The organism is Rhodococcus sp. NPDC056960 (assembly GCF_042674125.1).
Taxonomy (GTDB): Bacteria; Actinomycetota; Actinomycetes; order Mycobacteriales; family Mycobacteriaceae; genus Rhodococcus_F.
The window spans coordinates 33,607-60,492 of sequence record NZ_JBHURF010000004.1 but is presented as its reverse complement, the minus strand read 5'-3'; the positions used below and the strand labels follow the sequence as shown (position 1 = coordinate 60,492).

Annotated in this window: 27 protein-coding genes; 14 read left to right on the top strand and 13 right to left on the bottom strand. The window is 67.1% G+C overall.

The window, feature by feature from the left end; translation table 11 throughout:
- Nucleotide 1 precedes the first annotated feature (1 nt).
- From ACFTWF_RS07490 to ACFTWF_RS07470, 5 genes are all read left to right on the top strand, one after another.
- A complete protein-coding gene (locus ACFTWF_RS07490) occupies nucleotides 2-631 on the top strand; it encodes a class I SAM-dependent methyltransferase (protein ID WP_378460628.1) in 630 nt (209 codons plus the stop codon).
- A gap of 129 nt (nucleotides 632-760) precedes the next feature.
- A complete protein-coding gene (locus tag ACFTWF_RS07485) occupies nucleotides 761-1,249 on the top strand; it encodes a YbaB/EbfC family nucleoid-associated protein (RefSeq protein ID WP_378460627.1) in 489 nt (162 codons plus the stop codon).
- Entirely contained in the window at nucleotides 1,246-1,560 is a 315-nt protein-coding gene (locus tag ACFTWF_RS07480; RefSeq protein ID WP_378460626.1) for a type VII secretion target, read from the top strand. The genes ACFTWF_RS07485 and ACFTWF_RS07480 overlap by 4 nt, the downstream gene beginning before the upstream one ends.
- A complete protein-coding gene (locus tag ACFTWF_RS07475; RefSeq protein WP_378460625.1) occupies nucleotides 1,560-2,414 on the top strand; it encodes a hypothetical protein in 855 nt (284 codons plus the stop codon). Before ACFTWF_RS07480 ends, ACFTWF_RS07475 begins: the two co-directional genes overlap by 1 nt.
- A 2-nt stretch (nucleotides 2,415-2,416) precedes the next feature.
- Nucleotides 2,417-2,860, top strand: coding sequence for an RDD family protein (locus ACFTWF_RS07470; RefSeq protein WP_378460624.1), 444 nt, complete (start codon nucleotides 2,417-2,419; stop codon nucleotides 2,858-2,860).
- A gap of 51 nt (nucleotides 2,861-2,911) precedes the next feature.
- On the opposite strand, the gene ACFTWF_RS07465 is transcribed toward ACFTWF_RS07470, so the two are convergent.
- A complete protein-coding gene (locus ACFTWF_RS07465) occupies nucleotides 2,912-3,586 on the bottom strand; it encodes a YoaK family protein (protein WP_378460623.1) in 675 nt (224 codons plus the stop codon).
- A gap of 35 nt (nucleotides 3,587-3,621) precedes the next feature.
- Nucleotides 3,622-5,178 carry a TM0106 family RecB-like putative nuclease gene (locus tag ACFTWF_RS07460; protein ID WP_378460622.1) on the bottom strand — a complete coding sequence of 519 codons (1,557 nt, stop codon included), beginning with the start codon at nucleotides 5,176-5,178 and terminating at the stop codon, nucleotides 3,622-3,624.
- A gap of 162 nt (nucleotides 5,179-5,340) precedes the next feature.
- Between ACFTWF_RS07460 and ACFTWF_RS07455 the strand changes: the two genes are divergently transcribed.
- The 5 genes from ACFTWF_RS07455 to ACFTWF_RS07435 are packed head-to-tail and all read left to right on the top strand — an operon-like array spanning nucleotide 5,341 to nucleotide 8,716.
- Entirely contained in the window at nucleotides 5,341-5,994 is a 654-nt protein-coding gene (locus ACFTWF_RS07455) for a DUF6474 family protein (protein ID WP_378460621.1), read from the top strand.
- An 18-nt stretch (nucleotides 5,995-6,012) separates the two neighbouring features.
- On the top strand, nucleotides 6,013-6,531 hold the full coding sequence (locus ACFTWF_RS07450) for a hypothetical protein (protein ID WP_378460620.1): 519 nt from the start codon (nucleotides 6,013-6,015) through the stop codon (nucleotides 6,529-6,531).
- A 42-nt stretch (nucleotides 6,532-6,573) separates the two neighbouring features.
- Nucleotides 6,574-7,242 carry a YcnI family protein gene (locus ACFTWF_RS07445; protein WP_378460619.1) on the top strand — a complete coding sequence of 223 codons (669 nt, stop codon included), beginning with the start codon at nucleotides 6,574-6,576 and terminating at the stop codon, nucleotides 7,240-7,242.
- On the top strand, nucleotides 7,239-7,772 hold the full coding sequence (locus ACFTWF_RS07440; protein WP_378460618.1) for a copper resistance protein CopC: 534 nt from the start codon (nucleotides 7,239-7,241) through the stop codon (nucleotides 7,770-7,772). Before ACFTWF_RS07445 ends, ACFTWF_RS07440 begins: the two co-directional genes overlap by 4 nt.
- Before the next feature lie 5 nt (nucleotides 7,773-7,777).
- Nucleotides 7,778-8,716, top strand: coding sequence for a CopD family protein (locus ACFTWF_RS07435; RefSeq protein ID WP_378460617.1), 939 nt, complete (start codon nucleotides 7,778-7,780; stop codon nucleotides 8,714-8,716).
- Nucleotides 8,717-8,755: 39 nt separating this feature from the next.
- On the opposite strand, the gene ACFTWF_RS07430 is transcribed toward ACFTWF_RS07435, so the two are convergent.
- A complete protein-coding gene (locus tag ACFTWF_RS07430) occupies nucleotides 8,756-9,697 on the bottom strand; it encodes an NADP-dependent oxidoreductase (protein ID WP_378460616.1) in 942 nt (313 codons plus the stop codon).
- Between the two features lie 54 nt (nucleotides 9,698-9,751).
- A complete protein-coding gene (locus ACFTWF_RS07425) occupies nucleotides 9,752-10,402 on the bottom strand; it encodes a UdgX family uracil-DNA binding protein (RefSeq protein WP_378460615.1) in 651 nt (216 codons plus the stop codon).
- A gap of 103 nt (nucleotides 10,403-10,505) precedes the next feature.
- Between ACFTWF_RS07425 and ACFTWF_RS07420 the strand changes: the two genes are divergently transcribed.
- Nucleotides 10,506-10,871, top strand: a complete 366-nt coding sequence (locus tag ACFTWF_RS07420; RefSeq protein ID WP_378460614.1) for a RidA family protein — start codon at nucleotides 10,506-10,508, stop codon at nucleotides 10,869-10,871.
- A gap of 106 nt (nucleotides 10,872-10,977) precedes the next feature.
- Entirely contained in the window at nucleotides 10,978-11,538 is a 561-nt protein-coding gene (locus ACFTWF_RS07415; protein WP_378460613.1) for a MarR family winged helix-turn-helix transcriptional regulator, read from the top strand.
- A gap of 9 nt (nucleotides 11,539-11,547) precedes the next feature.
- Here ACFTWF_RS07415 and ACFTWF_RS07410 read toward each other — a convergent pair whose 3' ends face one another.
- The 4 genes from ACFTWF_RS07410 to ACFTWF_RS07395 are packed head-to-tail and all read right to left on the bottom strand — an operon-like array spanning nucleotide 11,548 to nucleotide 14,476.
- Nucleotides 11,548-12,237 (bottom strand): TetR/AcrR family transcriptional regulator, encoded by a 690-nt coding sequence (locus ACFTWF_RS07410; protein ID WP_378460612.1) that lies wholly within the window; start codon nucleotides 12,235-12,237, stop codon nucleotides 11,548-11,550.
- Nucleotides 12,238-12,257: 20 nt separating this feature from the next.
- Nucleotides 12,258-13,289 carry a Rieske 2Fe-2S domain-containing protein gene (locus tag ACFTWF_RS07405; RefSeq protein WP_378460611.1) on the bottom strand — a complete coding sequence of 344 codons (1,032 nt, stop codon included), beginning with the start codon at nucleotides 13,287-13,289 and terminating at the stop codon, nucleotides 12,258-12,260.
- A 2-nt stretch (nucleotides 13,290-13,291) separates the two neighbouring features.
- Nucleotides 13,292-13,504 (bottom strand): recombinase-like helix-turn-helix domain-containing protein, encoded by a 213-nt coding sequence (locus ACFTWF_RS07400; protein WP_005248918.1) that lies wholly within the window; start codon nucleotides 13,502-13,504, stop codon nucleotides 13,292-13,294.
- Nucleotides 13,505-13,516: 12 nt separating this feature from the next.
- Nucleotides 13,517-14,476 (bottom strand): PDR/VanB family oxidoreductase, encoded by a 960-nt coding sequence (locus ACFTWF_RS07395; protein WP_378460610.1) that lies wholly within the window; start codon nucleotides 14,474-14,476, stop codon nucleotides 13,517-13,519.
- A gap of 241 nt (nucleotides 14,477-14,717) precedes the next feature.
- Between ACFTWF_RS07395 and ACFTWF_RS07390 the strand changes: the two genes are divergently transcribed.
- A complete protein-coding gene (locus ACFTWF_RS07390; protein ID WP_378460609.1) occupies nucleotides 14,718-17,972 on the top strand; it encodes a protein kinase in 3,255 nt (1,084 codons plus the stop codon).
- 139 nt (nucleotides 17,973-18,111) lie between these two features.
- Here the strand turns inward: ACFTWF_RS07390 and ACFTWF_RS07385 are convergent, their stop codons facing one another.
- Both ACFTWF_RS07385 and ACFTWF_RS07380 read right to left on the bottom strand, forming a co-directional pair.
- A complete protein-coding gene (locus ACFTWF_RS07385; protein WP_378460608.1) occupies nucleotides 18,112-18,966 on the bottom strand; it encodes a TauD/TfdA dioxygenase family protein in 855 nt (284 codons plus the stop codon).
- A gap of 79 nt (nucleotides 18,967-19,045) precedes the next feature.
- The gene (locus tag ACFTWF_RS07380) at nucleotides 19,046-20,401 is read right to left on the bottom strand and encodes an MFS transporter (RefSeq protein WP_378460607.1); all 1,356 of its coding nucleotides are present in this window, start codon (nucleotides 20,399-20,401) and stop codon (nucleotides 19,046-19,048) included.
- 676 nt (nucleotides 20,402-21,077) lie between these two features.
- Here ACFTWF_RS07380 and ACFTWF_RS07375 point away from each other — a divergent pair.
- Nucleotides 21,078-22,100 carry an Lrp/AsnC family transcriptional regulator gene (locus ACFTWF_RS07375; protein WP_378460606.1) on the top strand — a complete coding sequence of 341 codons (1,023 nt, stop codon included), beginning with the start codon at nucleotides 21,078-21,080 and terminating at the stop codon, nucleotides 22,098-22,100.
- A gap of 144 nt (nucleotides 22,101-22,244) precedes the next feature.
- Here the strand turns inward: ACFTWF_RS07375 and ACFTWF_RS07370 are convergent, their stop codons facing one another.
- From ACFTWF_RS07370 to ACFTWF_RS07360, 3 genes are read right to left on the bottom strand one after another with little or no spacing between them, the layout of a single operon-like run.
- Entirely contained in the window at nucleotides 22,245-24,644 is a 2,400-nt protein-coding gene (locus tag ACFTWF_RS07370) for a xanthine dehydrogenase family protein molybdopterin-binding subunit (RefSeq protein ID WP_378460605.1), read from the bottom strand.
- The gene (locus ACFTWF_RS07365) at nucleotides 24,641-25,186 is read right to left on the bottom strand and encodes a (2Fe-2S)-binding protein (RefSeq protein WP_378460604.1); all 546 of its coding nucleotides are present in this window, start codon (nucleotides 25,184-25,186) and stop codon (nucleotides 24,641-24,643) included. The genes ACFTWF_RS07370 and ACFTWF_RS07365 overlap by 4 nt, the downstream gene beginning before the upstream one ends.
- Complete coding sequence (locus ACFTWF_RS07360; protein ID WP_378460603.1) at nucleotides 25,183-26,052, bottom strand: FAD binding domain-containing protein; 870 nt, start codon at nucleotides 26,050-26,052, stop codon at nucleotides 25,183-25,185. Before ACFTWF_RS07360 ends, ACFTWF_RS07365 begins: the two co-directional genes overlap by 4 nt.
- Nucleotides 26,053-26,886 lie beyond the last annotated feature (834 nt).

Genomic DNA, 26,886 nt, shown 5'->3' with positions numbered 1-26,886 from the left:
AATGGGTTTCTACTCGGACCAGGTCGTTCCGCGGCTCGTCAACGTCAGCTGCGGGGTGAAATTCACGGAGCCGTCGCGGCGACGTGTCTGCGCCGGTCTGCACGGGCGGGTGGTGGAGATCGGATTCGGATCGGGCCTCAACGTTCCGTTCTACCCGGCTGCCGTCGAATCGGTGAGCGCGGTCGAACCCGCCGACCTCGGCTGGAAGCTGGCAGCCAAGCGGGTGGCGGCGTCGACGACCCCGATCGAGAGGTCCGGCCTCGACGGCCAATCGCTCCCCTTCCCGGACAACAGTTTCGACACCGCGCTGTCCACCTGGACGATGTGCACCATCCCCGACGCCGACGCCGCACTGCGGGAAATCCGGCGCGTCCTGAAACCCGGCGGCACACTGCATTTCGTCGAGCACGGCCTCGCCCCGGACGAGAACGTCCAGCGGTGGCAGCACCGGCTCGAGCCCATCCAGAAGACCGTCGCCGGGGGTTGCCATCTCACCCGCGACATCCCGGCGCTGGTGACGAACGCCGGATTCGAGGTCCGGGACCTCGATCGCTTCTACGAGAAATCCACTCCGAAAATCGTCGGTGCCTTCTCCCTGGGGGTTGCGGCTTCGCCGCCCGTGCGCGGTTGAGGAGTCCAGGGACTCGTGGGGCACGCACGGGCGGTAGCGGGTAGTGTTCGCCGTCGACACGACTGTGGGGGTCGTGGGGTCGCACCGGGGTGGGACGCGACACGTTGGTGAGATATCAAGGGGGGATTCATGTTCGACCGTGAGGGTCTGCGGGTGCGCGAGCACGAGTTGCAGGATCAGATCGATTCCATGCTGGCCACACTCGACCGGCAGACGAAGGATCTGCACGCCGCTCAGCAGCAGGTGGCGCAACTGCGGGTGGGTGGGACGTCCGACGACGGACTGGTGCAGGTGGAGGTGAATTCGGTGGGCGGCGTGCTGAACGTGCACCTCGCACCGGACGCGTTCCGGCGGTCCACCCCCGAATCGCTGGGGCGTGCGATGACGGAAGCCGCTCGCCGCGCGGGCGAGGCAGCGCACGCCGAGTCGATGCGCATCATGGGTTCGATCGTGGCCGCGACCGAGACGTTGCCGGATCTGCCCGACCTCGTTCCCGGCGCCCCGAGCCTGCGGGACTTCCTCCCGCCCCTCGAACCCGACCTCCCCGCTGATCCGGCCCCGGATGATCCCGACGACGGGCAGTGGAATCGGCAGGTCCTGCGGGACGGGTGGCGGTGAGCGCGCAGTTGTGGGTGGACACCGCGCATCTGCGCAGCGTCGCACCCCGATTCGACGACCTGTCCCAGCGGATGGCCGAGGTCGCCGCCACCCTGACCGCGACCCTCGACAGTGAGGGCGAATGCTGGGGCGGCGACGAGACCGGGGCGGCGTTCGCGAGCGCGTACCTACCCTCCGCGGACGCGGCCGGGCATTCTCTCGGGTTCGCTGTCGGGGCACTGGCCGCGCTCGCGTCCAGGCTGAGGAGCACGGCCGATTCGTTCGACGACACCGACGGAGGCACCGCGTCCAGTCTGACCGGGTTGTCCTGATGGGCATCGAGGTTCCGGGCGGGGTCCGGTGGTTGGCGGAGAGGGTGGTCGGGGCGGACTGGCCCGACGCCGACGAAACGGCGATGGAGCGGCTCGGGCAGGGGTGGAAGGACGCCGGGGCATCGCTGGACGACATCATCGAGGAGGCCGACGCCGCGATGCGGTCGGCGCTGTCCGGGGTCAGTGGTGACGTCGACGCCGCGATGGCGCAGCAGTGGGCGCGGATCGGTGCCGACGGCGCGTTACGCGAGTTGTCGGAGTTGTTCCACGAACTCGGCGACACCCTCGACTGGTCGGCCGACGACATCCGGGTCGCGAAACTGTCGATCATCGCGGCGCTGGTGGTGTTGGCGGCCGAACTCGTCGCGGTGGCGGCGGCGAGCGCGATGACGTTCGGTGCAGCGAGTCCCGCGGCGTTCGCCGCGGAGTCGGCCACGCAGGTCACCGTCCGGATGATCATTCGGCAGCTGATCATCTCGATCCTCAGACGCGCCGCGGTCGGCGCGGCCAAGGGAGCCGTTTTCGGAGTCGGCACGCAGGCGGCCCTGGAGACTGCGGTGCAGGGGTATGAGAACGTCAGAGGCCGACGCGACGGCTACGACCTCGGGAACATCGCCGAGGCGGGCGCGAAGGGCGCGGTGAGCGGGACCGTCAAGGGCGCGCTCAACGGTGTCGTCGGTATCGACAAGTGGAACGACCCGCGCAACGCCCTCACGGGGTTGGTCGGCAGCGGAGCACAAAGCGCGACGGTCGGCGCCAACCGGGCGACCGGATTCATCGTGGACGAGGCACTGTCGGTGACAGGACTCGACGACAGTCTCGCCGATCTCGGCGGCCGGCCGGGGGACGGGTAATCGTGAGCAAAACCTGGAACCTCGACACGCGCACGCGGCACCCGATAGGCGGTCCGAGTTACCCGTCGCCACGACGAGTCCGTCGCGCGCTGGCCTTCGTGATCGATTTCGGCATCCACCTCGGCGCCGCCTATCTCGTTGCCACTGTCGGGAGCGCGGGACTTCCACCGGGGTCCCCCAAACCGATTGCCGTCCCGATCGTCACGTGGATCCTGGTGTCCTTCGTGCACCGCACCGTTGTGCAATCGATCTACCATGCCACTCTGGGTAAGTGGCTGCTCGGGTTGTGCGTCGTCCGGCCCGCGGATGGTCGCTGGCCCACCTTCGGCGTGCTGGTGCGGAGTTGGATCCTGGGATTCGTGGCGTTCATTCTGTTCCAGGACACTCCGACAGAGGGTAAGGACGGGTTTCCGCTCGTGGTACGCCGCAGGGACGTTCGGCCGTAGGCGGCTTCGCCGCCCGTGCGCGGGAAGCGAGTCCCTGGACTCGTCAACCACTCACAGGCGGCGGCGCCGCCGGTCGTCGACGTAGAACAGTACGAGGGCGATGCAGAGGAGGGCGGCGGGTATCCAGGCGGCGGGTCCGCCGAAGTAGCGGGTGGCGAACGCTCCGAGGACCGCGCCCCCGGCGAAGCTGCCGACGATGGCGGCGTACACCCGGGTGTGTCGGCGTGATTCGGGGACCTTCTCGATGTACGCGGCGTACGCCGACTCGGTGAAGCGCATGAGGTTTCCGGTGGTGGCGACTGCGATGTACGACAGCTCCCCAATGGTGCGGAACAGCCCGAACTGCATGGCCGCGACGAAGGCGATGGAAACGGTGACCAGTGCGTTGGGGACGTCCGGGGGCACGAACCCGACCGCGGCGAGGACGACGATCTGCGCGACCAGGGCGACCCGGATCGGGTGGTCGAAGACGCTGTGGGCGAGTTCGCCCTTGAGCAGGTGCGCGAACGCGACGCCGACGATGAACGCGAGGATCGGCCACAGGTGTGCCCGTGCGGCGTGGAAGTGCCGCTCGGACAGGTCGATGGCCATGAGGATGACGTTGCCGGTCTGGGCGTTCGCGAAGACACCGCCGCGGCTGATGTAGGTGTAGGCGTCGAGGAAGCCGCCGGCGGCGGTGAGAAGTAGAGCGAACCGCAGCGTCGTGGATGTCTTCGGTACCTCCACCTGACCACCCCTACCGAATCGGGCCTCATTGCAGCCTAGAGGTCGGCGGCGAGCGGGATCTCCTTCTCGGCCCGATCCGACATCCATTCGCGCAGTACTTTCGTGGCGATCACGTCGTCCTCGTTGTACTGCAGCAGTCGTTCGCGCTGGGTGAGGTCGGGTTCGCCGTCGTAGCCGACGGCTTCGCGGTACCAGCTCATCGACGCCTCGCCGCCGGCGTCGGCGTCGCGCCACCGGAAACCGGCGACGGGGGCGATCTTCTTGAGGCCCTTGCCGCCCGGGCAGATGAATTGGTCGCTGATGGCCTGGTAGATGTCGACCCATTGTGGGCTGTCGATGAATTCGCGGATCTCGGCTTCGGTGGGGATGCCGGGTGTCCCGGCGAATCGGCGGGCGGAGTCCAGCAGCCACTTGTCCTCCGCGGACCGCGAATAGCAGTACGCGGCGAAGGTTCGGCCACTCAGTGCCGCCGCCGCACGCTCGGCCATGAGCCACGTCCAGAATTCGGCGAACGACCGCGCCTCGTCCTGGGTGGGCACCGGGTCCCAGCTGACGAACGGCCGGTACGCCGACACCCCGTCGACGTTGAGCAGGGTCCCCCACAGGTAGGCGCCGTGTTCCTGGTAGCTCTCCATGTCGACGTCGACCTCGACGTCCGCGCGCGTCACCCGGATCTCCGGGAAGCGTCGTACCAGCGGCGCCCCCACGAGCCAGGCCTTGGCGGTGACGACGGCGTCCTCGAACGCCCCGTGCGGCCAGTCCTCGAGCGGTTCGCCGTCCCACGCCGCGAGGTCGTCGATGGTGTGGCAGCCCGCGTCGCGGAGCATGTCGGCACGCGAACCGGTGGCCACCAGGCTCACGTCGTGGGTCTGCGTCAGCTGCTCCTCGCATCCGGGCCACCACGGGCACGAACGGCACTCGCCGATCCTCGACGGCACCGTCGCCGATTCCCCGCGGGCGACGGCGAGCCGGTCGGCGAAGCGTTCGTCGTAGTCGTCGAGGATGGTGCTGAGGTCGTGAACGAAGATGACGTCGGAGCCGTAACCGATGGCGCCGGCCACCAGCGCCGGGCTCGCGTGCCCATGGCGCTCGAGCATCCGGTACACCTGCGCGACGCGCATCTGGTCGCGGACCTGACTGCGTGGCTTCCGCGCCGAGTCCTCCCGCGGGTCCCACTCGAACATTCCCGACGTCACCGCACCGCGGCCCGGATCGGTGACCTTGTGGTTGACGACGATCACCGGGATGTATCCACCGTGGTCCTCGTCGCGGACGAGGATCTCGCAGCGCGCCCTCCGTCCCGCCTCGCGGTCGAGGGGGAGCACGGCGCCCCAGATGCGATCCGCGCCCGCCTCGCATGCGGCCAGGGTGTCCTCGGCGCGGCGACGCAGGCTCTGCTCGGTGTCGATCTGCACCCATCGTTCCGGGGCGTGCTCGGTGAGGGTCCGGCGGATGTCTTCACGCTTGGCGGCGGCGGCGTCCTGACGCTGCCGGACGCCCGGATCCTCGGGAGCGGCCGCGAGTTGTTCGGGGAACGCCGCGTCGAGGTGCACCCGGTGGCGGCACCGCGTCAGTGCGCTGGCATCGATCACCGTCCCCGACACCTTTCCGGGAGAGGTGCCGGGTTCTGATTGCTGACCGATATGGGAACACACGATGACGAAGATTATGTGCTCCCCTAGGCTGATCCCGAAGCACCGGATGCAGTTGGTAGCGTGGGCTCCGCTGAAACACCAGGAAAAGGGGTCTTTTCGATGGGGTTGTTGAAGAAACGTAAGTCCCGAGCCACCCGCAAGGCGGAAGCCAAGGCACTCAAGCACAAGGCTGGGGTGGAAGCGAGGCTGAGCGCGAGGAACGAACGCAAGCGCGACAAGCAGGCCGCGAAGGCCGGGCGCAAGCTCGAGGCCGCCGAACTGAAGTCGCAGAAGAAGGTCGAGAAGGCTCAGATCGCTGCGTTCAAGGCCCAGGAGAAGGCCGCCGCCCAGAAGGGTTTCACCGTCGCCGCGGTCCGCAAGTACCTCGGTGTCGCACGACTGCTGACGCCGGTGCTGCTGCCGATCGCCTACCGCGCCGCCACCGTAGTACGCGGGCAGATCGATGCCCGTCGCGCCGACCGGATGGGCGTCGACGTCGACCAGCTCGCCAACTTCACCGGGCACGGCGCCAAGCTCAGCGCCCGTATCGCCGGCGCCGAAAGCTCCACCACCGAGATCCTCGGGCAGAAGCCGGACGACGCGGAGACGCAGAAGTTCGCCGCCGCCATCCGCGACCGCCTCGGCGATCTCAACACCGCGGTCCGTGCGGCCGAGCAGATGCCGCAGGCCCGCCGCAAGGCCGCCCATCACGCCATCTCGTCCGAACTCGACGGAGTCGAAGCCGATCTCCTCGCCCGCCTCGGCGTGCGCTGAACCCACCCGAACACGTCGATGCCCCCCGCCCGCCCCGCTGCGACCGCCACCCTTCGGGGCTCGGCGGTCGGCGCGCTCGTGGCGGGGCTCGCGGTCGCGGCGCACGGCATCGGCGGGGGCGGCCTTCCTGAATCCGCCGCCCTGACGCTGCTGCTCGTCACGTGCAGCGGGGTCGGCGCAATCACCGCGCAACTACCCGCCCGCGTCCACGGACCGCTCGCGCTCATGGGTGCCCTCGGTGCCGGGCAGGTCGCCGCACACTTCGCGCTCACGCTCACCACGCACATGCACTCGGCGGTCCCGGCCATCCCGATGCTGGCCGCGCACGCCGCCGCCACCGTGGTCTGCGCCCTGCTGATCGCGAACGCGGAACGTCTGTACGGACCCCTCGTCCACGTCTGGCGGGTGGTTCTCCGCGGCGTCCCGCACCCCGTGTCGGCGGCGACGCCGCCGCACGTCCCCGCCCGGCCCGCGAATCCCGTGGACGCCCTGCTGCGCGCGAGTATTTCGCGTCGCGGCCCACCGGTCCCGGTCTGATTCTCACCCCTTCACCCTTCAGACCTTTCAAAGGACCTTTCGATGAATTCCCTAGTTTCCCGTGCCCTTTTCACGGCCGGTGCCGCCGGTGGCGCCATGCTGCTCGCGGCCGGTGTAGCCGCCGCCCACGTGACGGTCGTCGCCCCCGGCGCCGAACAGGGCGGCTACACCGTCCTGACGTTCCGCGTGCCCACCGAATCCGAGACGGCGTCCACCACCAAGCTGACGGTCACCCTTCCCGACCTGAAATCGGCCCGCACCACACCGCTGCCCGGGTGGACGTCCGTCGTCGAGAAGGACCCGACGTCGCAGGTCGCGAAATCCGTGACGTGGACCGCCGACCCCGGTGTCGGTGTGGCGCCCGGCCAGTTCCAGCAGTTCGAACTGTCCGCGGGACCGCTGCCGGAAAGCGACGAGGTGTCGTTCCCGGCCATCCAGACGTACAGCGACGGCGAGGTCGTGAACTGGGATCAGGCGGCAGGACCGGACGGCGCGGAACCCGACAAGCCGGCACCCTCCCTCACCCTGGCCGCGTCGAGCGGTGAAGACCACAGCCACGACGCCGGCGGCTCCACGACGTCCGAGGAGACCGAGACGACGGCCTCCGGCACCGACGACACCGCCCGCTGGCTCGGCGGCATCGGTCTGATTCTGGGCGCGCTCGGTGCGGCCCTCGGTCTCGGCGCGATGGTCCGGAGCCGTCGATCATGAGACGACGCACCACCCTCACCTCGGTGAAGGTGATCGCGGTCGGGCTGCTGACCATGCTCGGGAGCATGCTCGGCGTCGGCACCGCGTTCGCCCACTCCGTCGTGATCAGCTCGACCCCGGAGAACGGGGCCGAGATCGCGTCCGGGCCGGAACGGGTGAGCGTCACGTTCAACGAGGCACTGCAGGAGTCGTTCGCGTCCCTCACCGTCGTCGGACCCGACGGCAACCTGTGGAGCAAGGGCGACCCGGTCGTCGAGGGGCCTTCCGTCAGTGCCGAACTCGGCGACCTCGGACCGACCGGGGTGTACACCATCGCGTTTCGCGTCACCTCCGCCGACGGGCACCCGGTGAGCGGAACCCGCACGTTCACCCTCACCCAGGAGGGGTCGGGCACGCCCGGCGCCGCAGCCGACAGCTCCGGTGAATCCGGCGGCGGCGGAGTTCCGCTGTGGCCGTTCATCGTTGCCGGTGTGGTCGTGTTCGCCGGCGGACTGTGGTTCGCGCTCCGCAAGCCTCGCGGCGAGAACTGAGCGGGGTGGGTACGGCGCGGCAGTCGTGGCTGCTGTTCGCCGTACCCACGTCGCTCGTCGGCGTCGCGTGCGGTTGGGCGTTGGCGCAACCGGAAAGTCCCACGCCGTCGAGCGCCGTCCGCGCGCTGTGCCTCGTACTCGGTTCGGCGGTCCTCGGGCTCGCCGCACTCGGCTGGTGGAGTCGCGGGGACAACCGGCCTCTCGGACGGGACGAACGACTGTGGCGGTTGGCGACCGCGATCGCCGGTGCGTGGATGCTCGCCGAGGCGGTTCTGCTCTCGATGACGGCGGCCGAGGCCGACGCCCTGGCGCTGTCGGAACTGTCGGTCGGGCGGTTCGGCGTCTACGTCACCGAGATCAGCGCTGGACGTGTCGACGTCGCCGTTCTCGCGTGCACCGTCGCGGCCACCGGATGGTCGGCGGTCGCGTTCCGTCGCAGCGAGGCCCGCATCCCGGTCCCCGTGCTGGTTCTCGCGGCGCTCGCCCTGGTGGCGCGGCCGATCACCGGACACATGTCGCAGCAGATTCTCGGCTCGGTCCTCGACGTCGTCCACGCACTGGCCGCCGCCGTCTGGTTCGGGCTCCTCGCCGCCCTCGGCCTGATGCTCCGTTCGCGCGGCGACTGGTCGTCGTGGCTGCCGCGGTACTCGAGCGTCGCGTGGCGGTGCGTGTGGCTGCTGACCGCGACCGGGGTCATCGATGCCGCGGTCCGGCTGGGCGGGGTGACACCGCTGTTCGACACCGGCTACGGCCGCATCGTGCTCGCCAAGGCGGTCGCGTTGGCGGCGCTTCTCGGGCTGGGCTGGTGGTGGCGTCGAACGTGGGTCGGGCAGGCGGCCGCACACCGCATCAGCGCCGAGGCGTCGCTGCGCCGCGCGATCTTCGAGGTGGTGGTGATGGCCGTCCCGTTCGGTCTCGCGGCCGTGCTGGCCACCACCGCCTGACCCGTGAGTACTTATTAACGTCGGGCGGTTAACAAGTACTCACGGGCGCGGAGCGCATACGAGGAGCTTCCCGCGACTGCCGCCCTTCTCGCCGGCGCGCTGAGCGTCGGCGGCGTCGGTCAGCGGGAACGTGCGGGCCGGTGGGAGGGCCAGCGTGCCGGCCGCGGCGAGGTCGCCCAGGCGACGCAGTGTCTCGGCGCTCCGGTCGTCGGCGTTGCCGGACGAGAAGGTGATGCCCAGCCCGAACGCGGCACCGTCCGACAGCGTCACGATCCGGTCGGTGCCCCCGCGCAGGTCCATTGCCGCCTCCAGCCCGCCGATGCCTGCGTCGAGGACGGCGTCGACGCCGTTCGGGGCGAGTTCGCGGACCCGCGCCGCGAGGCCGTCGCCGTAGGTCGTGGGGGTCACGCCCAGTTCGCGCAACGCATCGTGGTGTTTTTCGCTCGCCGTGCCGATCACGGTGACCCCCGCGTCCCGCGCCAACTGCGCCGCAAGCGTTCCCACCGCCCCCGACGCGCCGTTCACCAGGAGCGTCTCACCGGCCTTCAGCTTCAGCAGCCGGAGTCCACGCGTGGCGGCCTCGCCGGCGACGGGAATGGTGGCCGCGTCCGTCCAGCTCAGCCCCTTCGGCTTCGGCACGACGATCGAGGCGAGCGCGTATTCGGCGTAGCCACCGGTGTCGGACCAGCCGAACACCTCGTCGCCCACCACCACACCGGTCGCGTCGGGACCGACCGCGTCGACGACCCCGGCCACCTCGCTGCCGGGGATCTTCGGGAACTGCACCGACATCACCTCGGCCATCGACCCCGACCGCAGCTTCCAGTCGATCGGGTTCACCCCGGCGGCGCGGATCGCGAGACGCACCTGGTTTCCGGTGGGCTCGGGCACCGGCACGTCGTGGGTCTCGAGCACCTCGGGACCGCCGTAGGACGAGTAGGACACTGCCTTCATGGTTTGGTTCGCGTTCGAATTCGTCATGGGTTCAATCTCGTCCTCGACGGTCCGTCGCGCCACACATTCGGCCGGTTGATCTCAGAGTGCGGCAGCGGCCGTTTTCAGGTCGGCGACGAGGCCGTCGAACGCGTCGTCCCGTTGGTCCGAGGGTCCACGAAGCACCGCGGACGGGTGGATCGTCGCGAAGACTTCCGGATCGGCGTCGGCGTCCACGTCTCCGTCGAGGTGCAGCAGTTCGCCGCGATGTTCGGTGAGGCGGAACGACGGGCCGAGCATCGCCTGCGCGGCGGTGGCTCCGAGGCACACCAGGACGTCGGGTTGCACCGCCGCCAGTTCGGCGATGAGCCACGGCCGGCACGCGACGATTTCGGTTCGGTTCGGCTTCTTGTGGATTCGACGCTTGCCGCGTTCGGCGGGGACGAACTTGAAGTGTTTGACCGCATTGGTGACGTAGAGGAGATCCCGGTCGATGCCCGCCGCGTCGAGCGCCTTGTCCAGGAGTTTCCCCGCGGGACCGACGAAGGGTTCGCCGGCGCGGTCCTCCTGGTCGCCGGGTTGTTCGCCGACGAGCATCATCCGCGCGGACCGCTTGCCCGCGCCGAAGACGGTCTGCTCGGCGTCGCGGTACAGATCGCAGCCATGGCACCCGTTCGCGGCGTGGGACAACGCGTCGAGGTCGACGGTGTCGGGCACGAAGGGCGCCGCCGAGGGCTTGTCGGCTTTCGGCATGCGGGCCGAGTACCCGTGGGCAGAAGTTTCATTCCGCGACACTGTCAATTAGTTTAGCGCTAAGATATCATTGCGGAGCAGCCTACCGAGAAAGCGAGACTCCATGTCCCTCACCGACGTCACCGCCCACCACCCCTACAGCCCTGCCGTGGTCGCGGGCGGACTCGCGTTCGTCTCCGGCGCCCTCTCCGTCGACGCCGACGGCACCGCAGTCCCGGGCCGCACCGAGGCGCTCGACGCCGCCGTCGACCGCATGGTCGATCGGCTCGCCACCGTCGGCGGACAGCTGAAGGACGTCGTCAAACTCACCTACTACGTCACCGACCTGTCGCTGCGCGAAGAGGCGAACCGCCAGTTCGAGCGCATCTTCGACGAGCCCCGTCCCGCCCGCACGTTCCTCGAGGTCAGCAGCCTCCCCTACGGCGCGATCGCCGAGATCGACGCCGTCGCGGCAGTCGAGGGCCGCTGACGGCACACCGCCCGGCCGCGCCGCGGGTCCCCGTTCCGAGAAATCGACGGGGACCCGCGGCGCGTCGCCGTCACCTATGCTCGTTCGATATCTTGGTACTAAACAGATGAGACCCTCGAGAATTCAGGAGGTGCGCCCGGTGACGCAACGCCCCGTTCCAGCTCGCGATGCCGTCGACGACATCGTCGACCAGTGGGCCCACCAATGGCCCACCCTGGACGTGAGTCCGCTCAAAGTGCTGGGCCGCCTGCACCGTTCGTATCTGCGCTATCAGACGTCATTGGCCGCCGTGTTCGAGGAGCACGGCATCAACATGGCGTCGTTCGACGTTCTGGCCGCCCTCCGGCGTTCGGGTCCGCCGTACCGGATGACGTCCGGACAGCTGGCGGAGTCGGCCCTCGTGACCACCGGCGGTGTGACGCTGCGCGTCGACCGCCTGGAGAAGGCCGGACTCGTGCAGCGCGAACGCGACGCCGAGGACCGGCGCATCGTGCATGCGCAACTCACCGACGAGGGCCTGCGGCTGATCGAGAAGGTCGCGGAGGCGCATTTCGCCAACGAATCCCAGATCCTCAGCGGGATGTCGACGGAAGACCAGGCCGCCCTGGCGGAACTGCTCCGCAAACTCGAGCACTCGATCGTCGAGAACCAGGCCCCCCACGCCTGACCCCCGGATTCAGCTGGCGGCGCGGGTGGTCAGATCGGCGACCTCGCCGAAACCGATGAACCGTTCGGACGCCGCCGTCATCTCCACGATGAAACGCCTCTGCTCGTCGGGCGACGCACCGATGAGGCGCGCCGCACCCGTCCACTGCGCCTCGGCCAGTTTGCGGGCGAGCTGGGCGGGTTCGGCGCAGGGTGTCGCGATCCCGGCCTGGTTGAGCCGTTCGATGAACCGGATGTACCGGCCGAGGATCCGGTTGTGTGCCGCCTCGAGTTGCTCCCCGATGATCGGGTCCACGGCGGCGCGGTCCTCGATCATCGTGAACAGGCGACCGCTGCTGTAGACGGTCTCGATGAACGCCGCCGTGGCCGCGCGCAGGATGCTGCGCGGGTCGGCGTCCGGCGGGACGGGGATGCGTTGCGCCTCGAGGAACGTGTCGAACACGTCGGCGGCGACGGCCCGGAAGGCGTCGTCCCGGGAGGCGAACCGGGCGGTGAATTCGTCCTGCGACACTCCGGCTGCGGCGGCGATGACCGCCTCGGTGGTGCGCTCGTATCCCAGTTCCGCGAAGCACCGCCCCGCCGCCTCGACCAACGCGAGCCGACCTCGGTCGTCACCGTTCGTAAGCACCGCACGCGCCTCCTCGTACCCCGGCCGGCGCCCGACGTGTCGGCCGTCACACATTCTTAGTTGACATTTCATTCACGTCAACCCGCGCGACGTTACGCCTCCTGAAGCGCCTTCGCCTGGGCCTCGGCCTGCGCCCGGTACAGCCGGCGCAGCCGGATGACGCCGAGGTCGTGCTGGTACAGGTTCTCCGCCTGGTCCGCGTCGAATGCCATCGCCTCGAGCATGGTGCGGTCCTGCTCGAGCACCACCCAGTGCCGCTCCTCGAGCTTGGTGCGGTACAGGAACCGCCAGACGTCGCGCTCCCAGCCCTCGACGCGCCGGTAGCGCCAGAAGAACACGGCGGTGGTCTCGGCGTCGATCGGCGTTCCCATTCCGACGATGCCGAAGGACCCGCCCGGACCCGCGGTCGGCGGGTACGGGATCTCGAGGTCCACCCAGTCGATGCCGGTCCGGCAGAATTCGACCCAGTCGAAGTTCACACCGCGCTGGTCGGTCTTCTCGAAGAAGAACCCGCGATCGGTTTCCCGGATCCGGAACTTCGCGGACGTCTCGCCGCCGAACATCGAGTGCGATTCGCGGTGCAGGAACGCGCCGTGCATCGGGTCGAGCAGGTTCTCCAGCGTGAACCGCCACGGTGCCTTCCACTCCGCGTAGCAGAGGAAGTGCGAGATGCCGTCGTCGGTGAGGCGCTCGGGCAGTTCGAGGGGTGCGGGTTCGGCGTCCGGGTCGGTGCCGAACCAGGCGAGGACGGCCCCGGCGACCTCCTGGACGGGGAGGCTGGTGACCAGCCGCTTGCCCTCGAGGTTGCAGCCGGGCATGCCCGGGACGGAGACGACGGTGCCGTCGCCGTCCACCTGCACGCCGTGGTACTGGCAGGCGACGCGGTCGCCGAGGTGCTGCCCCTGCGACAGCGGGGCGCCGCGGTGCGGGCACCGGTCGGCGAGCATGCGGAGGGTGCCGTCGGACTGACGGAACAGCAGCCAGTCCTCGCCGAGGCGGCGAATCTTCTTCATGTCGCCGCGCGCCACGAAGTCGGACGGGCACACCGCGTGCCACTGGTCGCGCATGCCGGTCGCGAAGATCTCGTCGCCGGTCAGTGCCGCCTTGTGCAGTCGGTTCACCATGGTCAGGCCCCCATCCGTCGGATCTCGTCCGTGAAAGTGTCGGTGGTCCAGGCGTCGCCGCCGGGACTGTGGATGCCGAGGGCGTTGAGACCCTTCACCAGCCCTTCGAGGTGATGCACACCGGTGCCGAAGACCTCTTCGATCGCACCGGCCAGCTTCCGCTCGTACGGGGTGGGTGCCGTGCCGGACTGGCGTGGTTGCAGATACAGGCTCATCGTTCTTCCCTTCTAGAGGTCCAGCACGAGCTCGTCGGAGCGGGCGCGGGAAACGCAGATCATGATGGTGGTGCCGGACTCCTGCTCGGAGCTGGAGAGCAGGGAGTCGCGGTGGTCGGGGGTGCCGGCGAGCACGCGGGTCTCGCAGGTTCCGCAGATGCCTTCACGGCAAGAGTTGGGGACGTCCACTCCGGCATCCTCGAGGGTGTCGAGGATGGTCCGGTCGGGGGCGACGGTGGCGGAGATGCCGGACCGCTCGCAGATCACACGGACGGGACGGTCACCGGCGAGCGTGTCGGCGGGAATCTCCTTCGCCTTGAACCGCTCGAGCCGGATGGCGCCGTCCGGCCAGGAACCGGCGAACCCCTCGACCGCGCCGAGCAGACCCTCGGGTCCGCACGCGTAGACCAGGGTCTCCTCGCGGGCGGTGCCGAGGACGGCGGGGAGGTCGAGGATGCCGTCGGTCTCCTCGGTGACGACGTGCACGCGGTCGCCGTATCCGGACAGTTCGTCGAGGAACGCCATCGACGCGCGGGCCCGTCCGCCGTAGTGCAGTTCCCAGTCGGCGCCCATGCGCTCGGCTTCACCGATCATCGCGAGGATCGGCGTGATGCCGATGCCGCCGGCGATGAAGACGTAGCGCTTCGACGGCAGCAGTTCGAAGTTATTGCGGGGCGCGCTCACCGACAGGCTGTCGCCGGGACGCAACGTCTCGTGGACGTGACGGGAGCCGCCGCGCCCGGTCACCTCGTGGAGGATCGCGACGCGATACCCCGTCTTGTCGTCGGGGTCTCCGCAGAGCGAGTACTGCCGGACGGTCCCGCGGTTCAGGTGCAGGTCCAGGTGGGCGCCGGGCGTCCACCGGTCGACGGCGCCGCCGTCCTGCCGTTCGAGGCGGAGCGAGACGACGCCCGAGGACTCGACCCGCATCTGACGCACCATCATGGCGACGGTGTCCGCGTCTGTTGTCATCGCTCACTCCCAAGCTCGACCCGAAGGCATAGTTCCTTAGTGCTCAATAATTTAGCACTAAGATGTATTCTGCGCCACAGTCGGAGCCGGAAATCCTCGAGCGCCCTCCTCGACCACCTGCTCGTGACCGGTGGTCTCCCGGATCGAGCGTTGCAGCGATAACCTGATAGGACGTTTTCGTAAGGTGAGCGCCGTGTCGCATTGTCCAAGGTGTCGCGCATCGGGTGAATCGTCGTAGCCGATGGACGACGCCGATCCCTACCGGACGCAGCGCGCGGTGAACACTCCAGTCGCAGCCGAACTAGAAGCCGCCGGGCTCGAAGACGCCCAGGAAATCGGCCACGGAGGCTTCGGCGTTGTCTACCGCTGCGTGCAGACTGATCTGGACCGAACGGTGGCCGTGAAAGTCCTCACCGCCATCCTGGACGAGGAGAACCGGGCACGGTTCTTCCGGGAACAAAAGGCAATGGGCCGGCTGACCGGTCACCCGAACATCGTCCCTGTCCTCCAGGTCGGTGTCACCGCCACCGGTCGCCCATACATCGTGATGCCCTATCACCCGCAGGACTCCTTGCAAGCGCGGATCCGCGACCACGGTCCCCTGCCGTTGGGCGACGTTCTGCGGCTCGGAGTAAAGCTGGCCGGCGCGGTGGAAACCGCGCACACTCTCGGCATCTTGCATCGCGACGTGAAGCCGGCGAACATCTTGCTCTCCGACTACGGTGAACCCGCGCTGGCCGACTTCGGTATCGCACATGTCTCCGGCGGATTCGAGACGGCCACCGGGACGGTGACCGGGTCGCCGGCATTTACCGCGCCCGAGGTGCTCGCGGGCGATCCGCCGACCGACAGTGCGGATATCTACGGCCTCGGGGCCACGCTGTTCTGCGCTCTTAGCGGCCACGCCGCGTTCGAACGGCGTAGCGATGAGCAACTGGTGGCCCAGTTCCTGAGGATCACGACACAGCCGGTGCCGAATCTCCGTGAGCAGGGAATCCCCGACAGGGTGGCGCACACGATCGAGCGGGCGATGTCGGCGGATCCGCACGACCGCCCGTCCGCCGTCCAGCTCGGCGACGACCTCCGTGAGATCCAGCTGCACGAGGGGTTCGCCGTCGACGACATGGCCTTGCAGGGCGACGCGAGGTCCTCGCCGCGGAAACTGCCAACCCCTGTTCTGCAGCGCCTGACGACGGCCCACACCGTAGGGGAGGCCAAGACGAACATTCGCCTGGAACTGACCAGCTTCGTCGGCCGCCGAAACGAGGTAGCCGAAGTCAAGAGCTTGTTGTCGAGGTCCCGGTTGGTGACACTCACCGGGATCGGCGGCGTCGGCAAAACCCGTCTCGCGCTGCGGGTCGCAACCACCACGCGCCGAGATTACGCAGACGGAGTGTGGCTTGTGGAGCTGGGCGAGCTGCGCGACGAATTGTTACTCGTCGACATGGTCGCCGCCTCCCTCGGGTTGGGCGATCACTCGGCCAGGCCATTGATCGAGGTGCTGACGGAGTTTCTGATGCCGCGAGAACTCCTTCTGTTGCTCGACAACTGCGAGCACATCGTCGCTGGGGTGGCCGGTCTGGCCGAGACGCTGCTGCAGACATGTCCGGGATTGCGGATTATCGCCACCAGCCGCGAGCCCCTCGACATCGGCGGGGAATCCACGCTGCGGGTTCCTCCGCTCGGTGTCCCCGACCCCGACCGAGCACCCTCCCTGCATGGGCTGCCCAGCTACGACGCGGTGACCTTGTTCGCCGAGCGCGCAGCCGCAGCGGTGCCCGGATTCGAGCTCACCGAGGACAACGCCCGCGCAGTGGCCGGGATCTGCCATCGGCTGGACGGATTGCCGCTGCCGATCGAGTTGGCGGCGACGCGGTTGCGGGCGATGTCGCCCGAGCAGATCCTTGTCCGGCTGACCGACCGTTACAGGCTGCTGACTCGCGGTAGCCGAGGCGCACCGTCGCGTCAGCAGACCCTTCGACTGTGTATCGATTGGAGCTACGAGCTGTGCACTCCGCAGGAGCAACAGCTGTGGTCCCGGCTGTCGGTGTTCGCCGGTAGCTGTGAACTCGATGCGGTGGAACAGGTCTGTGGTACGGGACTGGCATCGTCGGAGCTGCTCGATGTCCTGAGCTCCCTGGTGGACAAATCAGTCGTGATCCGGATGGAATCCGGCTCGGCCGTGTGCTTTCGACTGCTCGAGACGCTGCGCGAGTACGGTCGTGAAAAGCTCGACACCACCGGGGAATCTGCGGAACTGCGTCGACGGCACCGGGACTGGTATCAGCAGTTGACCGCCGAGGCGGAAGCCGAGTGGATCAGCTCTCGCCAACTGGAATGGATCGCACGCCTCGAGCGAGAACATGCCAATCTGCGGGAGGCAATGGAGTTCTGCGTGTCCGACAGTCCCGACCTCGGACTGCGCATCGGGGCCAGCCTGCTTCCCTTCTGGCTGTCTCGCAGCTTGCTCAGCGAGGGGCGGTACTGGTTGGGGCGCGTCCTTGCCGGCCTCCCGGCGGAGTCGACCGTGGACCGAATCAAGGCGTTGTATGCGGGCAGTGTACTGGCCGAATTGCAGGGCGACCTCTGCGCGGGGGCAGCCCTGGTGGAGGAGGGCAGCAGCCTGGCCGAGCAGACGACCGACGCGATGAGCCACGCCTACGTCGCGTACGCGGACGGCCTCCTTGCCCTCTTCAGCGGTGATCCCACGCGCGCCTGCTCGCGGCTCGAAAGCGCTCGCGCCTTCTTCGGCAACCGGGACGACGCTTCACACGTGGGGCTTCTGCACCGGCTGGGGATGGCCCACGAACAACTCGGTCACTCCCGGCGGGCAATGGACTGCTACGAACAGATCCTCGCGATCACGCGGGCGCAGGGTGAATCGATGTATCAGTCATTTGCGCTGTGGGCCATGGGCGACGGGGTGTGGCGCCACGGTGATACCGAGCAAGCAGTTCGGCTGCTCGAGCAGTCACTGGAGCTGACCCGGCAGGTGAACACCCCGCGCACCGCGGTCGCGTGCCTCGAGACACTGGGCTCGATCGCCGCCGATACGGGCGACGCGAAACGCGCGGTCGTCCTGATGGCCGCCGCCGACGAGCTCGGGCGCACCGTGGGCAGCCCCACCGTGGGTTTCCCCCATCTTCTCGTCGCCCGTGAAGAGTCCGAGCAGAGTGCCTATCAGGCGCTCGGTAAGAGCTCCGTCGAATCGGCGCGTCGCGAGGGACGGCGCCTGGGCTTTCACGCCGCCATCGCCTATGCCCTCGGCGAGAGACTCCCGGACGCGACGGGGGATTCGGTGGTGAAACTGACCAAACGTGAACGGCAGGTCGCCGAGTTGATCGCCGAGGGCCTGACCAACAGGGCGATCGCCGCACGACTGGTGATATCGCCTCGCACCGCGCAAGGCCACGTGGAGCATGTACTGACCAAACTCGGTTTCACCTCCCGCGCGCAGATCGCCGCCTGGATCGTCGAACAGGGTCGGCAACCATGACACATGCGGGGCGGTGGCCTCGATTCTATTGTGCCCGTGCGTATGTGTAGTAGCGGCAACCGTGCGCCGACGACGCGAGGCGGGAATGAGCGCTGCTGGGCGACCGGTGATCTGGTCGCCCAGCACGCCGCACCGAGTGTCAGGCCGGGCGGTCGCCGCTGAGGGTGACGCGGTGCATGCGCCGGTAGTGCGGGTGATAGTCGCCGACCGCGTAGTGTTGCGTCGACCGGTTGTCCCAGATCACCAGGGAGTTCGGTTCCCACCGGAATCGGACCTGATACTCCGGGGTCTTGGCGAGGCCGGTGAGCATGTTTCGTAGCGAGTCGCTCAGCTGCGACGGAACCCCGGAGATGCGTGAGGTGAACAACTCGTTCACGTAGACGAGTCGGCGACCGGTTTCCGGATGCTTGCGCACGACGGGGTGCGTCATCGGCGGATACTTCCGGCGTGTTTCCTCGTACCGCGCTTCCCCGTCATCCCCCTGGCGGACAACACCGGTCAGTTCCTTTTCCCAATCGTGCACGGCTTCGAGTCCGTCGATGAGGTTCTTCATCGTCTCCGGTAACGCGTCATACGCGGCCGTCATGCTGGACCACAGGGTGTCACCGCCGCACGGCGGGATGTCCTGGGCGTGAAGGCAGGTCGCGGAATTCGGGGTCGCCTGCCACGTCAGATCGGAGTGCCAGACGTCGGTTCCGGCTGCGCGACCGCGAGATTCGAGCACCTCGATGAACGGGTTCCCCGGGAGGGAGGGAAAGAATGCACTTACTTCCTGGGGGTCGCCGAACACCTTCGCGAATCGGAGCTGATCTTCTGGCCCGAGGTGCTGATCGCGGAGAAACAGGACCTCGTGTTGCAGGAAGGCTGTGCGGAGTTCAGTCTGGCACTGCGGTGTGATCTCGTCGCGAAGATCCAGGCCGTGGATGAACGCCCCGATGGTCGGTGTTGCGCGTTCGAGGGTGAATGTTTCGTAGCGGCATTCGTTGCTGCTCACAGTTTGTCCTTCTTTCAGCGTGTTATCTGCTGCTGGCGTGGGCGCATTCTGCGCCGCGGGGGCACCTACATGCGGGGTATCACTCCGAGTAGGTGGGAGTGCGGAGCCCGCTCGCGTTATCGATGCCGATTCCACTATCGGCTTGCCTGTCTTTTTTCCGGTTCGTCCGTCCGAGCACCAGTACGCAGACGAACGACATTGCTGCGGTGACGAAGACATACAGGGAAATGGAGATGGACGCATGAGTTGCGCTGAGTAGTGTGCCGGCAATGAGAGGCGCGATAGCGCTGCCCAAGAGATTGCCGAGGGTCGTGGCCAACGACAGCCCGCTGTAGCGAACTCGTGCGTCGAACGCCTCGGAGAAGTATGCCGGCTGCAGCGCCCAGGGAATGTATACGGCGATGGTCGCGGCGACGTAGCAGGCGGCGATGAAGCCGTACGAGCCCGAGTCGAGCGCCCAGTAGAGCGGGAAGGCGAGAGAACCGATGAGGGCAAGGCCCAGCAGGAAGAGCCGTTGCCGGCCGAACCTGTCGGAGAGCGCACCTGCGATCGGGGTGACCACGAATCCGACCGCGGACGTGACGATCACCAGAATCAGCATGGCGCTTTGACTGAGGCCGCCCGCCTCTCGCGTGTAGACGAAGTTGTACACCGTCAGGAGGTAGAAGAAGATGCCCGGCGACAGGCTGGCGCCGGCGACCAGGAGCACCTGCTTCGGATGTGTGCGAAGAACTTCGATGATCGGCAGGCGCACGACCGCGTGCACATCCTTGACCCGGTCGAACTCCGGACTCTCCGCTACCTGTACCCGGATGATCAGCCCGGTGATCACCAGTACCGCACTGAGCAGGAACGGAACACGCCACCCCCAGGCCATGAAGTGATCATCGGCCATTGCGTCGAGGGGTAGGTACACGGTCATCGCCAGGATCAGTCCGACCGCCACCCCGGCCTGCGGCCAGCTGCCGAAGAAACCACGTCGGCTATTGGGGGAATGCTCCGTCGCCATGAGCGCAGCACCCCCCCATTCGCCGCCGAGCGCGAAGCCTTGCGTCAGCCGGAGCAGCACCAGCAGCACCGGAGCGAAGGCGCCGATGGTGGCATAGGTCGGCAGTAGGCCGATCAGCACGGTGGCGACACCCATGATCAAGATGGTGACGACCATCATCGATTTTCGGCCAACCCTGTCCCCGAAGTGACCGAAGACGATGGCTCCGATCGGGCGGGCGACGAAGCCGGCGGCGAAGGTCGAGAAGGCCAGCAGCGTTCCGATGGCCGGGTCGAAGCTGGGGAAGAAGTGATGGTTGAAGACGAGCACCGCTGCGGTGCTGTAGATGAAGAAGTCGTACCACTCGATGGTTGTGCCGATCAGGCTAGCTAGCGCGACCTTCTTCGGCGAGCCTGCGCCCGCTGGTCGTGCGACTGCACCACCCATATTGTGCCTCCCGGCTATTTGGCGAACATGCGATCACGCGGCGCGTGAACCGCGTGGGGAATCAGGGCGTTCTAGGGAGCCTCTGTTTCGGAATAACGAGCAACGCGATCCAAATACTTAAGTGGTCAAAATCTTAATGCTGAGGATAGTCGGCGCGCAAGGTCTCACTTCTCCAATTTGAGCCCTCAACCTGCTGTTATGCGCGAACCGCGAGACCGCAGAATCCCGGCACCGAACGAGAGATGCAATAGAGCAGAAATGGATTCCTCGGCCCGGAACTCCGGCTACAGACTTCGGCGGAATCAGTCGCGCACGGCTCCTACGAATAAACAGACCGCGTGCACAGTTGACAATTGTTACTTGCGGGCGAAAAGCAAGAGAAATCCACGAGGGATTATTTTGCGGAACATGGTCAGCGGCACTCACCAGCATGCGGCGGGCCCGCCGCAGCGGCCTGGATGCGCGCCGGCCCCCTACTACGCGCCACAACGCCCGCCCGCTGTCTACCCGCCCGCTGGACGGCACCTTCCTCACCCCTGACTGATTGTGTCCACATGCATCGACCTCGACTTCGTGGGCCGGGAGTCCCGGTTGCGCAACTCGCGCTCAACCACTCTGAGTGGCGCACCTCACCAGACCTGGGTTTTGGCCGATATCCAAAATTATTACGGCCATAATGTCCAATATGACCTCTCAGGCTGCCGCAGAACTGGACCTTGCAATTATCGGCGCGCTGCAGCTCAACCCCCGCGCTGACTGGGCGGACCTGGCGGAGGCACTTCAGTACTCGCCGAAGACACTCGCCCGAAGATGGAAGCTGTTGTCCGAGAGCGGCTCAGCATGGATCGCGGTGGCTCCGGGCCCGACCTTCCTGCAATTCGGATGTGCCGCATGGCTTGCGATCACCTGCCGACCCCAGAGCAAGCCTGACGTTGCAGAAGCCCTGATTGCCGAACCAGCAGTCGACACGGTATCGAGCACATCCGGAACGTCGGACTTCCATGTGATCGTGTTCGTGTCCAGCATCGCCGACCTCACCCGTCTACTCACCGACCGCATCGAGGTAATCGAAGGAATCAGGTCGGTGACAACGACGGTCGTGCTCACCAACTACACAGAAAGCGCGCGGTGGCGCATCCCGGTGTTAGACCTGGAACAGGCCCATCTTCTCCAATCACCCCAGGCAGCGCCCACACGCAGGAAAACGATTCCATTCCTGGACGATCTCGATCGTTCTCTGCTCGGAGCCCTCGCGAAAGATGGGCGTCAAGCATGGACCGCGCTCGGCGAGCACTGCGATGTGACCGGACCGACCGCGCGACGCCGCGTCGAGAGGCTGATCGACGGAGGCCGCGTGGCCCTGCGGTGCGAGGGAGCAAACACACTGGTCGGACCAGTCGTCGAGACGACTTTCATGATCACGACCGCGCCGAACGAGTTGGATACGGTCGGCAACCTGTTGAGCCGAATTCCAAAATGCCGAATTGCAAACGCCATTACCGGAACCTCGACAATCGTCGCCACGATGTGGTTTCAGACGGTTACCGAGATCGCGCCATTCGCGGCTGCACTCACGCGAGAACTTCCGTCCATCACCATTTCGGACCGGTTCATCAGCCTCCACACCTTCAAGAGGGCAGGACATGTCCTTGATCAGGATGGACGAACCACCGGATTGATCCCACGGGCCATCTTCTAGCGGGAACCGAACAACCCGTAACCAGCCGACACCTGAGCTCTCGGGGGTGACCGGTCATCGATCGGCTTCTCGGAAGGGCAGTTCATCGCCATCGACAACCTTGTTGGCACCCTCCTGCTCGGTGCCAACGACGTCCGGTTGCAATCAGGCGTGCGACAACGGCGGGAAACCGGGAACGCCGCCGTTCGAGAGGGCACGAAAGACACGCTCCGGGGTCATCGGCAATTCGGTGAGCTGGGCGCCGACCGCGTCGGCGACGGCCTGAGCGATGGCCGGGGCGATGGGGAGCATGCCGCCCTCCCCCATGCCTTTTGCGCCGAACGGGCCGGCGCCGTGTCCCTGCTCCTGGGTGATCGAAACGAACCGTTCGGGGATGTCCTCCGCGAGCGGGACGCGGTACAGCAGGGCCTCGGCGTTGAGGAGTTCGCCATTCTCGTACCGCATTTCCTCGAACAGGGCCTGCGCGAGTCCCAGGACGGCGGCGCCTTCATCCTGCCCGCGGCAGCCGATCTTGTTGATCACCTTGCCCGCGTCACCGCTGACCGCGAGCTGGAGCACCGTCACCTTTCCGGTCTCCGGGTCGACTTCGACCTCGACTGCAGCCCAACCGATCTCGTAGAAGACACACCGGGCGGCCAACGGCGCGTCAGCGTCGTTCCGGACCTTGTAGTAGCCGTCCGCCGAGAACTCGAACCCGGTGTGGCCGAAGTACTCCATGATCCGTTCGAAGAGCGGATATATCTCGCCCGCGGGGGTGCGCACCGTCCAGTCGTCCAGCACCGCGGTGGCGGGGTCGAGCGCAAACTGCTCACCGGCCCACTCGAGCACTTGTCTGCGCAGGTTTTCCGCCGCGTTGCGCACGGCTTGTCCCATCACCACGACACCGGATGAGGCGTTGGTCCCCTGATCGAAGGGGGTGTGGTCGGTGTCGATGCGGGTGTACACGACGCGGTCCCGGCTGGTGCGCAGGACGTCGGCCACGATCTGGGACATCGCCGAGTGCCCGCCCTGGCCCATCTCGGTGAGCGCGCAGTTGAGGAAGACGTCGCCATTGGCGGTCACCTTGACCCGCGCCATCGCGGGCTTGTTGCCGCCGCCGCTGTCCTTGAGGCCGACGCACACTCCCATGCCGCGGTTCCCACCGCGATCCCTGGTGTGGTAGCCGATGGCGTCCGCGACCAGACGCATCCCTTCGGCGAGGTCCGAGTCGATTCCCGCGTCCCCGGGCACGAACTCTTCGCCGAGCTTCTTGAGGTTCTTCAACCGCAGCTCGTACGGGTCCATGCCGAGACGCTGTGCGATGAGGTCGACCTGACGTTCGCCGGCCCACGTCGTCTGTGTGGCGCCGAAGCCGCGCATGGCGCCAGCGGGCACCGTGTTCGTGGTGACGGCCTTGCAGACGGTGTCGATGTGCTGCCAGCGATACGCGCCCGGCATCCGATAACCGGCCTTCTCCGCCACCGCCGGACTGTGTTCGGCATAGGCCCCGCTGTCGAGGAGCACCGTCGATGTGCGGGCGACGAACGTGCCGTCCGCCTTCACACCGGCCTTGACGGTCAGCTTCGCAGCGTGCTGCGACACGGTGAGGAAGCCCTCCTCGGTGCTCATGCAGAATCGCACCGGCCGGCCGCCGCTGAGCTGGGACAGTCGGATGGCGACCGGGTCGGCCTTCGGGCCGTTCTTCGCCCCGAACGCGCCGCCGAGGAGGGCCACGTGTACCCGGATCCGGTTTTCCGGAAGGTTGAACACGTGCCCGAGTTCCTGGCGGAGGTTGAACGGGCTCTGCGTCGCGGTCCAGACCTCGATTTCGTCGTCGGTTGCCTCCGCGACCGTGACGAACGGTTCGAGATGCATGTGGTTCATCCGGGAGAAGTAGAAGGTGTCCTCGAAGATGTGGTCGCACTCGTCCCACACGTCCGGTGAACCGGTGCTGTACCGGAATTCGTAGCTGACGTTGTGGTCGCTGCGCAGCGACGCCGACGCGCCGTTGCGGTACGGGGGCAGGCCACCGCGCGGCTCGACCGGATGAATTGTCGGCGATGACGGATCGAGGGCCTGCTCGACGTCGAATACCGCGGGCAGGATCTCGTACTCGACCTCGATGAGGTCCAGTGCCGCCAGTGCGGTGCTCTCGTCAACCGCGGCGACGGCGGCAACGATGTCGCCGACATAGCGGACGGCGTCCGTCGCGACTACCGGCTGGTCCTTGACCATCGTGCCGTAGCACGCCAGACCGACGGTGTCATTGCGGGTCAGCACCGCAGTGACGCCGTCCAGCGCCCTGGCGGCGCTCGCGTCGATCGACACGAGACGAGCATGCGCGTGCGGGCTACGCAGCACCTTCGCGTGCAGCATCCCCGGGCGCACGATGTCGGTGTTGTAGACCGCTTTGCCTGTCACCTTGGCCGTGGCGTCCGCGCGCGGCAGATCTCGTCCGGTGACCCGCTTGCCCGGTGCGGCGGTCGGCAGCGAGTACACGGTGTACCCGCCGCTCGCGGCGTCGGAGTGGACGTCGTGGGTGAAGGACTCGGGCGTCGCTCTCACGCGAATTCCCCATTCGTCTCGCCGGACAGTTCGGCGGCACGTTCGACCGATTCGAGGATCATCTCGTATCCGGTGCAGCGGCAGGTGTTGGAACTGATCCATTCGCGAATGGTGCCGCGATCGGGTTGGGGGTCCTGGCGCAACAGCCCGGTGGTGAGCATCAACATCCCCGAGGTGCAGAAGCCGCACTGGAAACCCCCGCACTCGGAGAAGGCCCGTTGTTGCGGGGACAGTGTGCCGTCGGGCGCGGCCAACCCCTCGACCGTTTCCACCGAGGCGCCGTCGACGCTGAACGCGAAGGTCGAACAGGAGGCGACCGGCAGATCGTCCACGAGCACGGTGCACGCCCCACAGACCCCGCGTTCGCAGGAAGCGCGTACGCCCTTGCAGCCGTGGTTGTTACGGAGGACGTCGAGCAGAATTGCGTTGACGTCGACACGCACGATCTGTTTGACGCCGTTCAGAGCGAACTCGATGCAGGTGTCGAATTCTCCGTCCGCGGCGGTGGATCGGTCGGGATCGCGATCGGGGTACTCGGTCATCTCGTTGTCGTTCCCTTCAGTTGCGCACACGCCGCGATGAGCAGACGGCGCGTCAGCACACGCACCAGGTGCCGGCGGTACTCCGCCGAGCCGGTGTAATCGGCACACTCGTTCGGTAACTGCCGGGCAAGCTGCGCACTCAACGCCATCGGATCGATTTCGCCTACGCCGGTGTCGGCCGTGAGTGCGAATCCGTGTCGGTACTCCGATCCCGAGTGCGCGCGCACCCGCAGGGTGCCGTCGGGGTTGCGGCGCACCGCGAGCGCCACCGTCGCCGTCGGACGCATCGACCGCTCATATCCGAACCAGACGAGGTCGTCCGTTCGTATCGTGATGTCGGTCAGCAGACCTCGCTGAGCAGATGCGGTGTTCGCCCACAGCGACGCGACCGGACGGGATGCCGCACCGGCGTCGAAGACAAGCTCCGCATCGAGGGCTCCGAGTAGCAGCGGCATCTCGTAGCGGTATCGTCGCGCCATCAGGTTCCCGCCGACGGTCGCGGTGTAGCGGATCCGAACCGTGGCGATCGACTCCCACGCCGCCGCGAGGTTCGGGATCACCGTGCCGACAATGTCGTCCGTCGCACCGGCGTGATGGGTCACCATCGGACCGATATGGAGTACGCCGGCCTCGTGGCCGATGGCGCGCAGCGCATCGACCTTCTGCAGCGACACCAGCGTTTCCAGGCCGCGGCCCTCACGGATCTGGGCAACAAGATCCGAGCAACCGGCGGCGATCGCAGCATCCGGATATTCGGACAGGATCGCGAGGGCGTCTTCGATAGTGGTCGGACGATGAAGCCGGAACGGAGCCATCGCGAATTGGCTCTGCGCCACCAACCCCGCACCCAGTGCCTGGGTGCGCATCAGCACGCTCCCCGCGCGAATGTGCAACGCAGTTCGGCGTGACCACCGGCGAGGGCGCCCGTGGGGACGGCGAGTCCGGTATCAGTCATTTGTTGCATCACCTTTCGCCCTGCCAGGACGCGACGTTCGCCGGCCGCAGAGAACGTTGAGGACGACACCGAGCGCGGTGAGGACGAAACCCGAACAGACTCCGGTGTAGTCGAACTTACGCCGATTCCGGTCCCGGCGATGATCGCGACGGCCGAGTACCCGCGCGGGGAATCCGTCTTTCGCACGGCCCTCTTCCCCGGTCGCGGCGGCATGTGAGTCCAGGGAAGTCACCGTGCCCGTGTCCTCCACAGCCACACCGGCAAAGCCACTCCACTTCATGTGGATGTTTCCCTTCGACGACTACGGCGGGCGCCCCAACCAAGAACCTCAGCGCAAAGTATCTTTGCTATAAGAGAGTTCTACGTTCTCGACGACCCTAGGTCAAGGGCGGGACTGCCTCTGCCGAAAATTCCCCTCTGCGCCACCGCGCGCTCGCCGAACCCGGCCGCCGGGACCGTCGGGGTCGACGCCTACGCTGAAGCCGCCCCGAGCGACGGTGCAGCGTCCTCGGACGCGGCAGCGTGCAAAGATCCCTCGAGTACAGCGAGGAGACCGGCGAGCTCCTGGCGTTCGCCTCCGCCGAGACCACTCTGCATTCTTTCCAGTCCACACTCCAGGTTCGTTACGTCGACTGTGCCGCCCAAAGCGTTTCGCTGCCGGCGACCGACTCTCTGCCAGATCAAGACTTATCTTTGCGCAAAACTATTGTACGATCTCGCCACCACCCGCGACGGATCTGCGGCC

Bases quoted from the DNA above. Each gene is read 5' to 3' on its own strand.
- ACFTWF_RS07490 (WP_378460628.1), top strand. From the start codon at position 2: ATGGGTTTCTACTCGGACCAGGTCGTTCCGCGGCTCGTCAACGTCAGC.
- ACFTWF_RS07485 (WP_378460627.1), top strand. From the start codon at position 761: ATGTTCGACCGTGAGGGTCTGCGGGTGCGCGAGCACGAGTTGCAGGAT.
- ACFTWF_RS07475 (WP_378460625.1), top strand. From the start codon at position 1,560: ATGGGCATCGAGGTTCCGGGCGGGGTCCGGTGGTTGGCGGAGAGGGTG.
- ACFTWF_RS07455 (WP_378460621.1), top strand. From the start codon at position 5,341: ATGGGGTTGTTGAAGAAACGTAAGTCCCGAGCCACCCGCAAGGCGGAA.
- ACFTWF_RS07450 (WP_378460620.1), top strand. From the start codon at position 6,013: ATGCCCCCCGCCCGCCCCGCTGCGACCGCCACCCTTCGGGGCTCGGCG.
- ACFTWF_RS07445 (WP_378460619.1), top strand. From the start codon at position 6,574: ATGAATTCCCTAGTTTCCCGTGCCCTTTTCACGGCCGGTGCCGCCGGT.
- ACFTWF_RS07440 (WP_378460618.1), top strand. From the start codon at position 7,239: ATGAGACGACGCACCACCCTCACCTCGGTGAAGGTGATCGCGGTCGGG.
- ACFTWF_RS07430 (WP_378460616.1), bottom strand. From the start codon at position 9,697: ATGACGAATTCGAACGCGAACCAAACCATGAAGGCAGTGTCCTACTCG.
- ACFTWF_RS07425 (WP_378460615.1), bottom strand. From the start codon at position 10,402: ATGCCGAAAGCCGACAAGCCCTCGGCGGCGCCCTTCGTGCCCGACACC.
- ACFTWF_RS07420 (WP_378460614.1), top strand. From the start codon at position 10,506: ATGTCCCTCACCGACGTCACCGCCCACCACCCCTACAGCCCTGCCGTG.
- ACFTWF_RS07415 (WP_378460613.1), top strand. From the start codon at position 10,978: ATGAGACCCTCGAGAATTCAGGAGGTGCGCCCGGTGACGCAACGCCCC.
- ACFTWF_RS07410 (WP_378460612.1), bottom strand. From the start codon at position 12,237: ATGAAATGTCAACTAAGAATGTGTGACGGCCGACACGTCGGGCGCCGG.
- ACFTWF_RS07405 (WP_378460611.1), bottom strand. From the start codon at position 13,289: ATGGTGAACCGACTGCACAAGGCGGCACTGACCGGCGACGAGATCTTC.
- ACFTWF_RS07400 (WP_005248918.1), bottom strand. From the start codon at position 13,504: ATGAGCCTGTATCTGCAACCACGCCAGTCCGGCACGGCACCCACCCCG.
- ACFTWF_RS07395 (WP_378460610.1), bottom strand. From the start codon at position 14,476: ATGACAACAGACGCGGACACCGTCGCCATGATGGTGCGTCAGATGCGG.
- ACFTWF_RS07390 (WP_378460609.1), top strand. From the start codon at position 14,718: ATGGACGACGCCGATCCCTACCGGACGCAGCGCGCGGTGAACACTCCA.
- ACFTWF_RS07380 (WP_378460607.1), bottom strand. From the start codon at position 20,401: ATGGGTGGTGCAGTCGCACGACCAGCGGGCGCAGGCTCGCCGAAGAAG.
- ACFTWF_RS07375 (WP_378460606.1), top strand. From the start codon at position 21,078: ATGTCCAATATGACCTCTCAGGCTGCCGCAGAACTGGACCTTGCAATT.
- ACFTWF_RS07365 (WP_378460604.1), bottom strand. From the start codon at position 25,186: ATGACCGAGTACCCCGATCGCGATCCCGACCGATCCACCGCCGCGGAC.
- ACFTWF_RS07360 (WP_378460603.1), bottom strand. From the start codon at position 26,052: ATGCGCACCCAGGCACTGGGTGCGGGGTTGGTGGCGCAGAGCCAATTC.